This is a genomic window from Streptomyces sp. CCM_MD2014 (assembly GCF_000772045.1).
Taxonomy (GTDB): Bacteria; Actinomycetota; Actinomycetes; order Streptomycetales; family Streptomycetaceae; genus Streptomyces; species Streptomyces salinarius.
On sequence record NZ_CP009754.1, the window covers coordinates 3,937,695 to 3,952,749 of the forward strand.

Genomic DNA, 15,055 nt, shown 5'->3' on the forward strand with positions numbered 1-15,055 from the left:
CGGATTCAGCCTTGCCGAATCACCAGTCTGCCACCCTGCCGCCGGGCGACGACTTTGCCGGGGAGGTTGATGGCACCCTGACCGCGCCAGCCGGTGATCAGCCGGTCGACTTCCTCGATGTGGCGGGCGAACAGGGCACCGCCGGGGGCACCGGCGTCGAGGGCGGCGCGACGCAGGATCCGGCGGCGTACGGCGGGCGGCAGGGCGTACAGCTTGGCGCACTCCAGGACGCCGGTGGCGTCGCGGACGCCGGCCTCGGCCTGGCGGGCCCAGGTGTCGAGGGCGTCGGCGTCGTCCCGGGAGAGTTGGGCCGTACGGGCGAGGGCCTCGACGACGCCCTTGCCGAGCGCCTTCTCCAGGGCGGGCAGGCCCTCGTGGCGCAGCCGGGAGCGGGTGTAGGCGGGGTCGGCGTTGTGCGGGTCGTCCCAGACGGGGAGGGACTGGACCATGCAGGCCTTGCGGGCGGTCTGGCGGTCGAGCTGGAGGAAGGGGCGCCGGTAACGGCCGCCGGCCCCCGAGACCGCGGCCATGCCCGACAGGGAGCGGATGCCGGAGCCGCGGGCGAGGCCCAGCAGGACCGTCTCGGCCTGGTCGTCGCGGGTGTGGCCGAGCAGGACGGCGGCGGCGCCGTGGCGGGCGGCGGCCTCGTCCAGCGCGGCGTAGCGGGCGTCGCGGGCGGCGGCCTCCGGGCCGCCCTCGCGGCCGACCGTCACGGCGGTGGCCTCCACCGGGTCGAGGCCCAGTTCGCGCATGCGCAGGACGACTTCTTCGGCGCGCAGGTCGGAGCCGTGCTGCAGGCCGTGGTCGACGGTGACGCCGCCGGCGCGGATGCCGAGCCGGGGTGCCTCGAAGGCGAGGGCGGAGGCGAGCGCCATGGAGTCGGCGCCGCCGGAGCACGCCACAAGGACGAGCGGGGAGGCGGGGAGTCCGGACGCGCCCTCGGGCGTGCGTCCGGCGGCCGTCGCGGCGGGGACGCCGGCCGGAGTGTTCAGTTCGGTGAGGATGTCGTGGAGGACGCGGCGGACCGCCAGGCGTATCGCCGCGACCGCAGGATGGGGACCCATGTCCGGTGCCCTTCATGAAGTTGTCGGGGGTGAGCCCGAGATTCGGTCACGCAGAGTGTGTAGATGGTGACAGAAACGGGCCGTTCCCTGAGCATCGCACGCCTGCCGAAGGCAAACGGTCCCTCGGACGGGTGATTGGAGGGTCGTTCGACTGCCGTCGGCCGGAATCGTTTCACGCCCCGCCCGCGGGGTTCACGCCTCCGGCTTGCGGTGCACCCGCGCGATCCAGTCCGCCGGTTTGGCGATCTCCGACTTGGTGGGGAGCGTGTTGGGCGAGGTCCAGACGCGGTTGAACCCGTCCATGCCGCACTCGTCGACGACGGCCCGTACGAAACGCTCGCCGTCGCGGTACTGGCGGAGCTTGGCGTCCAGGCCGAGCAGCTTGCGCAGCGCCATGTCCAGGCGGGAGGCGCCCTTGGCGCGACGCTGCTGGAACTTCTCCCGGATCTCCCCGACGCTCGGTACGACCGCGGGTCCGACGCCGTCCATCACGAAGTCGGCGTGCCCCTCCAGGAGGGACATGACGGCGGTGAGGCGGCCGAGCACCTCCCGCTGGGCCGGGGTCTGCACCAGCTCCACGAGCGAGCGCCCGCCGTCGTCCTCCTCCGCCTCGGGACGGCCCCCGGCGAGGGACTGGGCGGCCTCGCGGACCCGTTCGAGGACGGTCATGGGGTCGACGTCGGTCTCGGCCAGGAACGACTGGATTTCGCCCTCCAGGTGGTCACGCAGCCAGGGCACGGCGGTGAACTGCGTGCGGTGCGTCTCCTCGTGCAGGGTCACCCACAGGCGGAAGTCGTGGGGCTCCACGTCGAGTTCGCGCTCGACGTGCACGATGTTCGGCGCGACCAGGAGCAGCCGGCCGCCGCCGTTCGCGCCGGCGGGCAGTTCGCGGGTGGCGGGGGCGAAGGTCTCGTACTGGCCGAGGACGCGGGAGGACAGGAACGACAGCAGCATGCCCAGCTCGACGCCGGTGACCTTGCCGCCGACGGCGCCGAGGACCGCGTTGCCCGGACCGCCGCCGCGCCGCTGCTCCATCTTCTCCAGCAGGGGTTTGAGCAGCTCGCGGAACCCGGCGACGTTCGCCCGGACCCAGCCCGGCCGGTCGACCACCAGGACGGGGGTGTCGTGGGTCTCCTCGGTGCCCATCCGGGTGAAACCGCGGACGTGCTCCTCCGAGGCCTTGGCATGGCGGCGGAGTTCCCCGACGACGGCCCTGGCCTCGTCGCGGCTCACCTCGGGGCCCGGTCGTACGAGCCGGGTCGCGGTCGCCACCGCGAGGTTCCAGTCGACCATGCCGGAATGTGCGCCGATGCTCGTCATGGGTCAACGGTACGGGAGCGCTGCCGCTGGGGGCAGGCTGAGCGGTGCCCGGGGGGCGCTTACGAGGTCGGCCGGCACGAGGTCCGTTGCCGAGGCACCCGGCGTTGCAGGCCGTGCCCGCCCTCCCCATTGCCTGAACGGCATGGGAGGTACCCCCACCGCCGTGCGGAACGCCTGCCCACGGCGGTCAAGAAGCCAGCGTCGTCGCTGCCCTGTCCAAAGCCGACTGCGCCGCCCACGGGTCCGTCGTGTCGTTGGCCAGGAAGGCGAAGCCGAGGAGGTGGCCGTCGGGGGTGGTCACCGTGCCGGCGAGGGTGTTCACGCCGGTGAGGGTGCCGGTCTTGGCGCGGACGAGGCCCGCTGCGCCGTCCGTGTAACGGCCGGCCAGGGTGCCGGTGAAGTGGGCGACCGGCAGCCCGGTGAGGACGGCGCGGAGCTGGGGCCGGGAGGGGTCGGCGGCCTCGGTCAGCAGGGCGGTGAGGAGGTCGGGGGTGATCAGGTCGGTGCGGTCCAGGCCGCTTCCGTCGTGGAACCGCGCTCCGTCCACCGGCAGGCCGAGCTGCTTCAGGCGGGCCGTGATCGCGGCGCCCGCCCCGGCGAAGTCGGCGCGCTTGCCGGTCGCCACGGCGGTGTGGCGGGCGAGGGCCTCGGCGAGGTCGTTGTCGCTGTTGGTCAGCATGCGCTCCACCAGGGCCGACAGCGGGGGCGAGGAGACCGTGGCGAGGGTGGCGGCGCGGCCCGTGGCCTTGGAGGGTCCGGGGGGTGACGCGGTGATGCCGTGCTGCTTCAGGAAGCCCGCGAAGGCGCGGGCGGCGGCGTCCGCCGGGTCGGCCACGCGCGGGGCGGGGCCGCTGGTGGAGTCGTCGGTGCGGCCCTCGTCGGCCATCAGGGCGGTGACGCGGGCCAGGTTCTCGTTGACCCCGATCGGGTGCAGGTCCGTACCGGCGTAGAGCGTCGTGTCGTACGACAGGGTCACCTTGCGCACGCCGCGCTTCTTCAGGGCGGTGGCGGTCTTCTCCGCGAGGGTGCGCAGGCCGGCGAGGCCGTGGGCGTCCTCGTGGGCGGTCAGGGTGGGGTCGCCGCCGCCGACCAGGACGAGTTCGCCGGTGTCGGCCTCCAGGGCGGTGCGGGTGGTGAGGCGGTGGTCGGGGCCCAGGGCGGTGAGCGCGGCCACGGCTGTGGCGATCTTGGTGGTGGAGGCGGGGGTGAGCGCGGCGCCGGAGTCGAGGCCGTAAAGGCGCTTGCCGGTGGTCAGGTCGACGACGGCCGCCGCGCGGCGCCCGCCGAGCGCCGAAGCGTCCTTCAGCAGGGGGTCGAGGAGGTCCGCGAGGGCCGCCCGGTCGGCGGGGGCCGCCTTGACGCCGCCGGGGGTGGTGGTGCCGCCCAGGCCGGTCAGTACGGGCCCGGCGCTGGGTGCGGGGCGGGGCGAGCCGGGCGCCGTACCGGAGCCGCCGGGCCCGTGGCCGTGATCTGTGCCACCCGTGCGGTCCAGGGCGACGGCCCGGTCCCGCTCGGCCGTACGCTGACCCGTGGAGTCCCAGGGGCCGGCGGCGGTCACCACACCGGCGGCCAGCGCCAGCCCGGCGGTGGCGGCACCGGCGGTGTACTGCCAGGTCTTCGGCCTGGTGATCCTGGCGAGCTGCGGCGCCGTGGCCCGTGCGAACCGTGTGACCCGCGGCTCGGCGGTCCGGGCAAAGCGGGTCAGACGGGGACGTACGGCACGCGCGGCCCGCGCCACACGCGGCCCCGCGGTCCGCCACGGCCTCAGCTCCGGCACCGTCACCAGCCCCTTTCGCGATCACACGCCTGCGTGAGGGACACTTAACCACCAGAACTATGTGCTGATCATGGAGGAGCGTCCGGTGGAGTTCGACGTCACGATCGAGATCCCGAAGGGTTCGCGGAACAAGTACGAGGTGGACCACGAGACCGGTCGTATCCGCCTGGACCGCCGCCTGTTCACCTCGACCGCCTACCCGACCGACTACGGCTTCGTCGAGAACACCCTCGGCGAGGACGGCGACCCGCTGGACGCGCTGGTCATCCTGGACGAGCCGACCTTCCCGGGCTGCCTCATCCGCTGCCGCGCGATCGGCATGTTCCGGATGACGGACGAGGCCGGCGGCGACGACAAGCTGCTGTGCGTGCCGTCGACCGACCCGCGTGTGGAGCACCTGCGTGACATCCACCACGTCTCGGAGTTCGACCGCCTGGAGATCCAGCACTTCTTCGAGGTCTACAAGGACCTGGAGCCCGGCAAGTCCGTCGAGGGCGCCGACTGGGTCGGCCGCAGCGACGCCGAGGCCGAGATCGAGCGGTCCTACAAGCGCTTCAAGGACCAGGGCGGCCACTGAGCGGTTCGGTCTCCCGTAAGGCGCCCGTAACGGGCCGCACGCACACGCGTGCGGCCCGTTCGTGTTTGAGTGACCATACTGAGGTCAACAGGAGGGTGTGTCGGTACCAGGGAGCGTTGCGCAGGTGACGGAGGCGGAGGAGCCCAAGCCGCAGTCGGACGAGGCCCGCAGTGCCTTCCGGCAGCCCAGCGGCATCGCGGCGTCCATCGACGGCGAGTCGTCGACGACGTCCGAGTTCGAGATCCCGCAGGGACTCGCCGTCCCGCGACACACCGGCTCCGAGTCCGAGACGACCTCGGAGTTCTCGCTCCCCGACGGCCTGGAGGCACCGCAGGCCGTCCCCGCGGACGCCGAGGGCTCGGCGTTCAGCATGCCGAGCACCCACAGCGCGTGGACGGCCCCAGCCGCCTTCACCCCGGCGAGCGGCTTCCCGGCGGTGAGCCTGACGGACGTGCCCTGGCAGGACCGGATGCGCGCCATGCTGCGCATGCCGGTGGCCGAGCGGCCCGCGCCCGAACCCTCCCAGAAGCACGACGACGAGACCGGCCCCGCCGTGCCGCGCGTGCTCGACCTGACGCTGCGTATCGGGGAGCTGCTGCTGGCGGGCGGTGAGGGCGCCGAGGACGTGGAGGCGGCCATGTTCGCGGTCTGCCGGTCCTACGGCCTGGACCGTTGCGAGCCGAACGTCACCTTCACCCTGCTGTCGATCTCCCACCAGCCGTCCCTGGTCGACGACCCGGTGACGGCCTCGCGCACGGTACGCCGCCGGGGCACCGACTACACCCGGCTCGCGGCCGTCTTCCACCTGGTGGACGACCTCAGCGACCCCGACACGAACATCTCCCTGGAGGAGGCCTACCGGCGCCTCGCGGAGATCCGCCGCAACCGGCACCCGTACCCCACGTGGGTGCTGACCGTGGCGAGCGGTCTGCTCGCGGGCGGGGCCTCGCTGCTCGTGGGCGGCGGACTGACCGTGTTCTTCGCGGCGATGTTCGGCTCGATGCTCGGCGACCGGCTGGCATGGCTGTGCGCCGGGCGCGGGCTGCCGGAGTTCTACCAGTTCGCGGTGGCCGCGATGCCGCCGGCCGCGATGGGCGTGGCGCTGACGGTGACGCACGTCGACGTGAAGGCGTCCGCGGTCATCACCGGTGGGCTGTTCGCGCTGCTGCCCGGGCGGGCGCTGGTCGCGGGGGTGCAGGACGGTCTGACCGGTTTCTACATCACGGCCGCCGCGCGACTGCTGGAGGTCATGTACTTCTTCGTCAGCATCGTCGCCGGGGTGCTGGTGGTGCTGTACTTCGGGGTCCAGCTGGGCGCCGAGCTCAACCCGGACGCCAAGCTGGGCACCGGGGACGAGCCGTTCGTGCAGATCTTCGCCTCGATGCTGCTGTCGCTGGCCTTCGCGATCCTGCTCCAGCAGGAGAGGTCCACCGTGCTGGCGGTCACGCTGAACGGCGGCGTCGCCTGGTGCGTGTACGGCGCCATGCACTTCGCCGGTGACATCTCTCCGGTGGCCTCCACGGCCGCCGCGGCGGGGCTGGTGGGCCTGTTCGGGCAGCTGATGTCCCGGTACCGGTTCGCGTCGGCGCTGCCGTACACGACGGCCGCGATCGGGCCGCTGCTGCCCGGTTCGGCGACGTACTTCGGTCTGCTGGGGATCGCCCAGGGCGAGGTCGACTCGGGGCTGCTGTCGCTGTCCAACGCGGTGGCGCTGGCGATGGCCATCGCGATCGGGGTGAACCTGGGCGGGGAGATCTCCCGGCTGTTCCTCAAGGTGCCCGGCGCCGCGAGTGCGGCGGGACGCCGGGCGGCCAAGCGGACGCGAGGTTTCTAGCGGGGGTCAGCGTCCCTGGTTGTACGGGTACTGGTCGCCGTACTGCTGGGGCTGGGACTGGTCGCCGTAGCCCTGCGGGTACTGCTGGGCGTACGGCTGCTGCGGGGGCTGCTGGTACTGCTGGGGCTCCTGGTACTGCTGGGGCTCCTGGTACTGCTGGGGCTCCTGGTACTGCTGGTGCGGCTGCCGGTACTGCTGCGGCTGGTCGTACGGGTCCACCCGGCGCAGCTGGGTCGTGGCGTCGTCCATGACCGGGTACTGCGGCTGGGGCTGGTGCCGCTGGGACACGGCAGGGGCCGGTTCCGCCGCCGCGGCGCGCTGCTTCTTCTTGCGTTCGCGCAGGTACTCGATGGCGATCGGGACGACCGAGACCACGACGATCAGGACCAGGATCGCCTCGACGTTGGTCCGGATGAACTCGATCTGGCCGAGCCAATAACCCGCGAGGGTGACACCGGTGCCCCAGGCCACGCCGCCGATGACGTTGTACGTGAGGAAGGTGCGGTACTTCATGCGGCCGGCGCCCGCCACGATGGGGGCGAAGGTGCGCACGATGGGCACGAAACGGGCCAGGACGATCGCCTTGGGGCCGTACTTCTCCATGAACTCGTGCGCCTTCTCCAGGTTCTCCTGTTTGAAGAGCTTGGAGTTGGGGCGGCTGAAGAGCTTGGGCCCGAAGAACTTGCCGATCATGTAGCCGACCTGGTCACCGAGGACGGCGGCGGCCACGATCAGGGTGCACACCAGCCACAGCGGCTGGCTGATGTACTCGCCCTGGGCGACGAAGAGACCCGCGGTGAACAGCAGGGAGTCGCCGGGCAGGAACGCGAAGAGTCCCGACTCGGCGAAGACGATGAGCAGGATGCCCGGCAGACTGAACGTCTCGATCAGGTAGTCCGGGCTGATCCACTCGGGACCGAGCGCAAGGGTGGTCACGGGATGTGGCTCCTGCTGCTGGGGGGAGGCGGGCGGGACCTGGCTGCCCAAACGTACAACGCAGCCGCGGTGTCCCAGGTTCCACGGGGTTCCCCGGGGTGCGCCGTGACGTACCCCGGGGAAACCTGAGGACCATGGGAAGTGAAGAATACGGCGGCGGCCAGGCCCCGCACCCCAGCGCTCAGGGGGTGTGCCGGACGGCGTTGGCGAGGATCGCGTCGCGCATGTAGGCGGCGAGGCCCGGCTTGGCGGCGTCGATGTTCCGCGTGAAACGTTCGTCCGAGACGTACATCTCCCCCAGGCAGGTGTGCATCTCGTACCCGCAGTCGTAGTGGTTGCGGGCGATGCCCCGGCGGTGGTCCTCGGCGGCGTCCATGGCCCCCTCGGAGTCGGCGGGCTCACCGGCCTCCATCAGGGCGACGAAGCGCCGGGTCAGCTCGTCGGCCTCGTCCTGGATGCGCTGCCAGTCCTCCTTGGTGTAGGAGGCGGTCTTCTCCTTGGACTGGCGGTAGGCGTCGGTGTCGCCCCAGCGCTCCTTGACCTCCTCCTCGTACTGGTCGGGGTCGAAGTCGCCGAAGACCTCGAACTTCTCCTCCGGCGTGAGGTTGATTCCCATGCTGCGTGCCTCCATGGCCTGCTCCACGGCCGCCGCCATCTTCTGCAGCTTCTCGATCCGGGCGGTCAGCAGTTCGTGCTGGCGGCGCAGGTGCGCGCGCGGGTCCGCGGCCGGGTCGTCGAGCAGGGCGGCGACCTCGTCGAGCGGGAAGCCCAGCTCCCGGTAGAACAGGATCTGCTGCAGCCGGTCGAGGTCGGCGTCGCTGTAGCGCCGGTGGCCCGCGTGGCTGCGCTCGCCGGGTGCGAGCAGGCCGATGTCGTCGTAGTGGTGCAGCGTGCGCACCGTCACTCCGGCGAAGCCGGCCACCTGTCCCACGGAGTAGCTCACTTCCGCTCCCTTCTCTGACGCGGTCCACGCTGCCTCCTCACGTGACGTGAGGTGCAAGCCCGTGCGACGCACGCAGGCCCGGCGCCCGCCCGGGTGCGGGGTGCGGGGTCCCGGCCTACCGTCGGTCGTATGCCACTGCACCACGGGCCCCACCCGCCGCAGGACGACGACCGGGAACGGCGCCGGCTCGCCGTGAACCCGTTCTACGCGACGGCGGACCCCCTCGGCGGCATGACCGAGGCCCCGCCCACGCACCGCCTCCCTGACGCTCCCCTGCCGCCCTCGACGGCGTACCGCCTCGTGCACGACGAGCTGATGCTGGACGGCAACGCGCGGCTGAACCTGGCCACCTTCGTCACCACCTGGATGGAACCGCAGGCCGGGGTGCTGATGAGCGAGTGCCGGGACAAGAACATGATCGACAAGGACGAGTACCCGCGCACCGCCGAGCTGGAACGGCGCTGCGTGGCGATGCTCGCCGACCTGTGGCACGCGCCCGACCCGGAGGCGGCCGTGGGCTGCTCGACGACCGGGTCGAGCGAGGCGTGCATGCTGGCCGGGCTGGCGCTGAAGCGGCGCTGGGCGCTGCGCAACGCCGACCGCTACCCGGCGAAGGACGTGCGGCCCAATCTCGTCATGGGCGTGAACGTCCAGGTCTGCTGGGAGAAGTTCTGCAACTTCTGGGAGGTGGAGGCCCGGCAGGTCCCGATGGAGGGCGAGCGCTTCCACCTGGACCCGCAGGCCGCCGCCGAGCTGTGCGACGAGAACACCATCGGGGTCGTCGGCATCCTGGGCTCCACCTTCGACGGCTCCTACGAGCCGATCGCCGAGCTGTGCGCCGCCCTGGACACCCTCCAGGAGCGGACCGGACTCGACGTCCCGGTGCACGTCGACGGGGCCTCCGGCGGCATGGTCGCGCCGTTCCTGGACGAGGACCTGGTGTGGGACTTCCGGCTGCCCCGCGTCGCCTCGATCAACACCTCGGGACACAAGTACGGGCTGGTCTACCCCGGGGTCGGCTGGGCACTGTGGCGGGACTCGGCGGCCCTTCCGGAGGAGCTGGTGTTCCGCGTGAACTACCTGGGCGGCGACATGCCGACCTTCGCGCTGAACTTCTCCCGGCCGGGCGCCCAGGTGGCGGCGCAGTACTACACGTTCCTGCGGCTGGGCCGCGAGGGGTACCGCGCCGTGCAGCAGAACGCGCGGGACATCGCCGGCTCGCTCGCGCGGGGAGTGGCCGCGCTGGGCGACTTCCGGCTGCTGACACGCGGCGACGAGCTGCCGGTGTTCGCCTTCACGACGGCCGACGACGTGACGGCGTACGACGTCTTCGACGTCTCCCGGCGGCTGCGGGAGGGCGGCTGGCTGGTGCCGGCGTACACCTTCCCGCCGCACCGCGAGGATCTGTCGGTGCTGCGGGTGGTGTGCCGCAACGGCTTCTCGGCGGACATGGCGGATCTGCTCCTGGACGACCTGGAACGGCTGCTGCCGGAGCTGCGCCGCCAGCCGCATCCGCTGACCCGGGACAAGGGGGCGGCGACCGGGTTCCACCACTGACCCGGTTCCGCGTCGACGGTGATCGCCGGTTCCCCGACCGCCCCGTCCGCTTCCTCACCGCCCGCCTCGGCGCCGGGCACCCGTCCCGCCCGTGAGCCGGGTGCCGGCAGCCGGAGTCGCCGCCCTCACCGGCTCAGCCGCGCGAACCTCGCCACCGCCAGCGGGAAGAACACGGCGAGCAGCGCCAGCGGCCAGGCGAGGGCGGCCCAGACGTGGCCGGACTCGCCGCCGGGGCCGCCGAAGAGGTCGCGGACGGCCGTGGCGGTCTGGGACATCGGGTTCCACTGGACGACGGTGCCCAGCCAGCCGGGCATGGAGTCGGGTGTGGCGAAGGCGTTGGAGAGGAAGCCGACCGGCCAGACCAGGATCTGCACCGCCTGCACCAGCTCGGGCTTCCCGGCCACCAGGGCCAGGAAGATGCCGATCCACAGCATGGCGAAGCGGAAGAGCAGCAGCAGGCCGACCGCGCCGAGGAAGGCGCCGGGGCCGCCGTGGGCGCGCCAGCCGAGCGCGTACCCGACGCCGGTCAGCACGGTGAGTCCGAGCGCCGACTGGAGCATGTCGGCGGCGGAACGGCCCACCAGGACCGCGCCGTTGGTCATGGGCAGCGAGCGGAAGCGGTCGACGACGCCCTTGTTGAGGTCCTGGGTGACGGCGATCATGGTGCCCTCCAGGCCGAAGGCCATGGTGAGCGCGAGCATGCCGGGGACCAGGTAGTCGACGTACTCGCCGCTCACGCCCCGGCCGCCGCCGACCAGGTAGCCGAACATCAGCAGCAGCATGACGGGGAAGACCAGGTTGACGACGACCGTCACCGGCTGCCGTCCCCAGCGGGCCAGCTCGCGGCGGGTCATGGTCCAGGAGTCGGACAGGGCGTGGTGCGCGGGACTCACGGCGGTCGTACGCACGGCGGTCGTACTCACGCGGCCTCCTTCGTGCGGTCGGTGAGGTGCAGGAACACCTCGTCCAGGGTCGGCCGGCGCAGCGCCACGTCCTCGGCCTCGATGCCGGCCTCCTCCAGCGCCCGTACGACGCCGGAGAGCGCCGCCATCCGGTCGGTGACCGGGGCGCTGACGAGCCGGCGGTCGGCGTCGACGCGGACACCGGTCAGCGGCAGCAGGGCGACGGCGGCGCCCAGTTGGCCGGCGTCGCGCAGGACGACGTCGACGCGGTCGCCGCCGGTGGCGGCCTTGAGCTCGTCCGCCGTGCCGTCCGCGACGACCCGGCCGGCGTCCACGACGGAGATGCGGTCGGCGAGCTGGTCGGCCTCCTCCAGGTACTGGGTGGTGAGCAGGACCGTCGTACCGGCACCGACCAGGGAGCGGACCGAGTCCCACACCTCCGCGCGGCCGCGCGGGTCCAGACCGGTGGTGGGTTCGTCCAGGAAGAGGACCTCCGGTTCGGTGATGAGGGACGCGGCCAGGTCCAGGCGGCGGCGCATGCCTCCGCTGTAGGCACTGACCGGTTTGCGTCCGGTGTCGGCGAGGTCGAAGCGCGCGAGCAGTTCGTCGGCACGCGCGCGTGCCCTCCGGGCGCCGAGGTGGTGGAGGCGGCCGAACATCTCCAGGTTCTGCCGGCCGCCCAGTTCCTCGTCGAGCGCCGCGTGCTGGCCGAGCAGGCCGATGCGCAGCCGCACGGCGTACGCCTCGGCGACGACGTCGTGTCCGGCCACCTCGACACGGCCCGCGTCCGGCCGCAGCAGCGTGGACAGGATGCGGACCAGGGTCGTCTTGCCGGCTCCGTTCGGGCCCAGCACGCCGTGCACCGTGCCGCGCGTGACGGTCAGGTCGAGCCCGTCCAGTGCGTTCTTGCCGCCGTACCTCTTGCGTGCGCCTTCGACGGTGATCGCCGTGTCGGCCACTGCCACTCCCCCTTCGCGCTCTCTCCGGGAGAGAGCTAGCCAAATTTGACTACCGGCCGACGAAGGTATGCCCTCGACCTCTCTTAGTCAAACTTGATTAGCGAGCATCCCCGTAGTGGGGCCGCCCCGCCCCGAAGGGGTTCTCCTCGCCCTCGGCCAGCACACCGACGAACGGCTCGCCCTCGCCTGCGAAGGTGTACGCGCCGCCCCGGACGCGTTCGATGAGGCCGCGGGTCCACTCGGCGCCGGAGTCGGCCGAGTGGACCCAGTAGTTCATGATCTCGCCGATGTGCCCGTACTGGCCGGGCCCCTCCGCGGGCATGTAGTACTCGGTGACGGCGGCACGCCACTCCTCGATCTTCCGCACCCGCTCCTCCAGGAGCGCCAGGGCCTCCTCGCGCGGCAGGTCGACCATGAAGCCGAGCGCCGCGGTGAGCACGTCCGGCCGCTGGTCGTATGCGGTGAGGTAGTCGCGGAGCAGCGCGAGGTACTCCTCGGTGCCCTGCTCCGTGATCTCGTACTCCACGCGCGGCGGCCCGCCCGCCGTGGACGGCGCGATCTCGTGCGCGAGGAGCAGTCCCTGCTTCGCCATCTGCTTCAGCGCGTGGTAGATCGAGCCGGGCTTGGCGTTGGACCACTCGTGCGCGCCCCAGTACTCCAGGTCGTTGCGCACCTGGTAGCCGTGGGCCCGCCCGTGCTGGCGGACGGCGCCGAGCACGAGGAGACGGATCGCTGACATGCCTCCAGCCTATGACCCGCCCGTCGCGCCCCCGCGCCGGCGTCCGCGCGCGGCGGGCGTCGGAACGCGCCTCAGAACGGGAAGCCGCTGCGCCCGTGCTGCACCGAGATCCACTTCTGGGTGGTGAAGGCGTCCAGCATGGTGTCGCCGTTGAGGCGGCCGAGGCCGGAGTGCTTCTCGCCGCCGAAGGGGACGATCGGCTCGTCGTGCACGGTGCCGTCGTTCACGTGGAACATCCCGGTGTCGATCCGCTTGGCGAACGCGACACCCCGCTCGACGTCGCCCGTGTGCACGGCGCCGCTCAGCCCGTACGGCGTGTCGTTGACCAGGCGCACGGCCTCCTCCTCGCCGTCGAAGGGGACGAGGAAGGCGACCGGGCCGAAGACCTCCTGCTTCAGCAGCGCGGAGTCGGCGGGCAGGCCGGTGAGGACCGAGGGCTCGACCAGGTTGTCCGTGCCCGAGCCGCGCACCAGGGCGGTGGCGCCCTCGGCGAGCGCCTGCTCGACCACGCCGGAGAGCGCGTCCGCCTGCGAGGAGTTGATCACCGGGCCGATGACGGTGGCCGGGTCGCGCGGGTCGCCGGCCTTGAGGGTCTTCACCTTGGCGACGAACTTCTCGGTGAACTCGTCGGCCACCGCCCGGTCGACCAGCACGCGGTTGGCGGCCATGCAGACCTGGCCCTGGTGGACGTAGCGGCTGAAGACGGCCGCGTCGACCGCGTAGTCGACGTCGGCGTCGTCGAGGACCACCAGGGCGCTGTTGCCGCCCAGTTCGAGGACGGAGCGCTTGAAGTTCGCGGCGCAGACGGTGGCCACGTGGCGGCCCACCTTGTCGGAGCCGGTGAAGGAGATCACCTTCGGCACCGGGTGCTCGATGAAGGCGTCGCCGATCTCCGCGATGTCGGTGACCACGACGTTGAGCAGGCCGCCCGGCAGTCCGGCGTCCTGAAGGATCTTCGCGACCAGCGTGCCGCCGACGATCGGCGTGTTCTGGTGCGGCTTGAGGACGACGCCGTTGCCCAGGGCGAGGGCCGGGGCGACCGACTTCAGGGAGAGCAGGAAGGGGAAGTTGAACGGGCTGATGACGCCCACGACGCCGACCGGCACGCGGTAGACGCGGTTCTCCTTGCCGTCGACGGGCGAGGGGATGATCCGCCCCTCGGGCGCCAGCGCCAGGTGGACCGCCTCGCGCAGGAACTCCTTGGCGAGGTGCAGTTCGAAGGCGGCCTTGAGACGGGTGCCGCCCAGCTCGGCGACGATGGCCTCGCCGATCTCCTCCTCGCGCTCCTCCACCAGGCGCAGCGCCTTCTCGAACACCGCGCGGCGCGCGTAGGGGTTCGTCGCGGCCCACTGCTTCTGCGCGCGCTCGGCGGCCCGGTAGGCGGCGTCGACCTCGTCGACGGTGGCTATCGTGATCGAGGCGAGCTTCTCGTTGTCGTACGGGTTGAAGTCGATGATGTCCCAGGAGCCGGTGCCCGGGCGCCACTCGCCGTCGATGTACTGCTGGGCGAGGTCGGTGAAGTACGACGACATGAGAACCCTCAATCCCCTCAACTGCCGCAGCCGCCGCGAGCGAGCCGCCTGATTGAGCGTCATCGTACTTATGTTTCAGGAGAGTTGAAGGAGTCCTCGCAGAAGGTCCCGGCTCTCGTCCGGGCCCGGGCTGTCCTGCTGGAGTTCCTTCAGCGCCGTCTCGTACTGGGTGACGTCCTCCTGCTTGTCCAGGTACAGCGCACTGGTCAGCTGCTCCAGGTAGACGACGTCCGAGAGGTCGGACTCGGGGAAGCTGAGGAGCGTGAACGCGCCACTCTCGCCGGAGTGCCCGCCGAAGCCGAACGGCATGACCTGGAGGCGCACATTGGGGCGTTCGGACATCTCGATCAGGTGCTGCAGCTGGCCGCGCATCACCTCGCGGTCGCCGTACGGACGGCGCAGGGCGGCCTCGTCGAGCACGATGTGGAATTCGGGGGCGTTCTCCGCGACCAGGCGCTTCTGCCGCTCCAGGCGCAGCGCCACCCGCCGCTCGACGTCCGCCTCGCCGGCGCCCTTCATGCCGCGGCGGACCACCGCGCGGGCGTACTCCTCGGTCTGCAGCAGTCCGTGCACGAACTGCACCTCGTAGACCCGGATCAGCGAGGCGGCGCCCTCCAGGCCCACATAGGTGGGGAACCAGCTGGGCAGCACGTCGGAGTAACTGTGCCACCAGCCCGCGACATTGGCCTCCTTGGCCAGGGAGAGCAGGGAGGCTCGCTCCTGCTCGTCCGTGATGCCGTAAAGGGTCAACAGGTCTTCGACGTCCCTGGTCTTGAAGCTCACCCGGCCCAGCTCCATCCGGCTGATCTTCGACTCCGAGGCGCGGATCGAGTAGCCCGCCGCCTCTCGCGTGATCCCCCGCGTCTCACGCAGTCGCCTGAGTTGTGATCCGAGCAGCATGCGCCGCACCACCGA

At 71.8% G+C, this 15,055-nt stretch carries 13 protein-coding genes; 3 read left to right on the forward strand and 10 right to left on the reverse strand.

The genetic code is table 11. The features are described from left to right. Positions 1 to 5 precede the first annotated feature (5 nt). The 3 genes from tilS to dacB all read right to left on the reverse strand — a co-directional run bounded on the left by tilS (position 6) and on the right by dacB (position 4,167). A complete protein-coding gene (tilS, locus tag NI25_RS17255) occupies positions 6 to 1,064 on the reverse strand; it encodes a tRNA lysidine(34) synthetase TilS (RefSeq protein ID WP_061443304.1) in 1,059 nt (352 codons plus the stop codon). Positions 1,065 to 1,256: 192 nt separating this feature from the next. Then, positions 1,257 to 2,384 carry a zinc-dependent metalloprotease gene (locus tag NI25_RS17260; RefSeq protein ID WP_061443305.1) on the reverse strand — a complete coding sequence of 376 codons (1,128 nt, stop codon included), beginning with the start codon at positions 2,382 to 2,384 and terminating at the stop codon, positions 1,257 to 1,259. Between the two features lie 187 nt (positions 2,385 to 2,571). Beyond that, positions 2,572 to 4,167 (reverse strand): D-alanyl-D-alanine carboxypeptidase/D-alanyl-D-alanine-endopeptidase, encoded by a 1,596-nt coding sequence (dacB, locus tag NI25_RS17265; protein WP_228951831.1) that lies wholly within the window; start codon positions 4,165 to 4,167, stop codon positions 2,572 to 2,574. A 79-nt stretch (positions 4,168 to 4,246) separates the two neighbouring features. Here dacB and NI25_RS17270 point away from each other — a divergent pair, with 79 nt between their 5' ends. Then, positions 4,247 to 4,738: an inorganic diphosphatase gene (locus tag NI25_RS17270; RefSeq protein WP_061446956.1), complete on the forward strand. Its 492-nt coding sequence runs from the start codon at positions 4,247 to 4,249 to the stop codon at positions 4,736 to 4,738. 124 nt (positions 4,739 to 4,862) lie between these two features. After that, a complete protein-coding gene (locus tag NI25_RS17275) occupies positions 4,863 to 6,572 on the forward strand; it encodes a threonine/serine ThrE exporter family protein (protein WP_061443307.1) in 1,710 nt (569 codons plus the stop codon). 6 nt (positions 6,573 to 6,578) lie between these two features. On the opposite strand, the gene NI25_RS17280 is transcribed toward NI25_RS17275, so the two are convergent. Both NI25_RS17280 and NI25_RS17285 read right to left on the reverse strand, forming a co-directional pair. Beyond that, positions 6,579 to 7,508: a DedA family protein gene (locus tag NI25_RS17280; RefSeq protein WP_061443308.1), complete on the reverse strand. Its 930-nt coding sequence runs from the start codon at positions 7,506 to 7,508 to the stop codon at positions 6,579 to 6,581. Positions 7,509 to 7,689: 181 nt separating this feature from the next. Then, entirely contained in the window at positions 7,690 to 8,451 is a 762-nt protein-coding gene (locus tag NI25_RS17285) for a MerR family transcriptional regulator (protein ID WP_061443309.1), read from the reverse strand. Between the two features lie 129 nt (positions 8,452 to 8,580). Between NI25_RS17285 and NI25_RS17290 the strand changes: the two genes are divergently transcribed. Continuing rightward, positions 8,581 to 10,008, forward strand: coding sequence for a glutamate decarboxylase (locus NI25_RS17290; protein WP_061443310.1), 1,428 nt, complete (start codon positions 8,581 to 8,583; stop codon positions 10,006 to 10,008). 125 nt (positions 10,009 to 10,133) lie between these two features. Here NI25_RS17290 and NI25_RS17295 read toward each other — a convergent pair whose 3' ends face one another. The 5 genes from NI25_RS17295 to NI25_RS17315 all read right to left on the reverse strand — a co-directional run bounded on the left by NI25_RS17295 (position 10,134) and on the right by NI25_RS17315 (position 15,040). Beyond that, positions 10,134 to 10,862 carry an ABC transporter permease gene (locus tag NI25_RS17295; protein WP_061446957.1) on the reverse strand — a complete coding sequence of 243 codons (729 nt, stop codon included), beginning with the start codon at positions 10,860 to 10,862 and terminating at the stop codon, positions 10,134 to 10,136. Positions 10,863 to 10,927: 65 nt separating this feature from the next. Further along, positions 10,928 to 11,869: an ATP-binding cassette domain-containing protein gene (locus NI25_RS17300; protein ID WP_061443311.1), complete on the reverse strand. Its 942-nt coding sequence runs from the start codon at positions 11,867 to 11,869 to the stop codon at positions 10,928 to 10,930. Between the two features lie 97 nt (positions 11,870 to 11,966). Next, positions 11,967 to 12,608 (reverse strand): PadR family transcriptional regulator, encoded by a 642-nt coding sequence (locus tag NI25_RS17305; RefSeq protein ID WP_061443312.1) that lies wholly within the window; start codon positions 12,606 to 12,608, stop codon positions 11,967 to 11,969. Between the two features lie 71 nt (positions 12,609 to 12,679). Continuing rightward, a complete protein-coding gene (locus tag NI25_RS17310; RefSeq protein ID WP_061443313.1) occupies positions 12,680 to 14,140 on the reverse strand; it encodes an aldehyde dehydrogenase family protein in 1,461 nt (486 codons plus the stop codon). Positions 14,141 to 14,215: 75 nt separating this feature from the next. Beyond that, positions 14,216 to 15,040: a helix-turn-helix domain-containing protein gene (locus tag NI25_RS17315; RefSeq protein WP_061446958.1), complete on the reverse strand. Its 825-nt coding sequence runs from the start codon at positions 15,038 to 15,040 to the stop codon at positions 14,216 to 14,218. Positions 15,041 to 15,055 lie beyond the last annotated feature (15 nt).

Bases quoted from the DNA above. Each gene is read 5' to 3' on its own strand.
- tilS (WP_061443304.1), bottom strand. From the start codon at position 1,064: ATGGGTCCCCATCCTGCGGTCGCGGCGATACGCCTGGCGGTCCGCCGC.
- NI25_RS17260 (WP_061443305.1), bottom strand. From the start codon at position 2,384: ATGACGAGCATCGGCGCACATTCCGGCATGGTCGACTGGAACCTCGCG.
- NI25_RS17290 (WP_061443310.1), top strand. From the start codon at position 8,581: ATGCCACTGCACCACGGGCCCCACCCGCCGCAGGACGACGACCGGGAA.
- NI25_RS17295 (WP_061446957.1), bottom strand. From the start codon at position 10,862: ATGACCCGCCGCGAGCTGGCCCGCTGGGGACGGCAGCCGGTGACGGTC.
- NI25_RS17305 (WP_061443312.1), bottom strand. From the start codon at position 12,608: ATGTCAGCGATCCGTCTCCTCGTGCTCGGCGCCGTCCGCCAGCACGGG.
- NI25_RS17310 (WP_061443313.1), bottom strand. From the start codon at position 14,140: ATGTCGTCGTACTTCACCGACCTCGCCCAGCAGTACATCGACGGCGAG.
- NI25_RS17315 (WP_061446958.1), bottom strand. From the start codon at position 15,040: ATGCTGCTCGGATCACAACTCAGGCGACTGCGTGAGACGCGGGGGATC.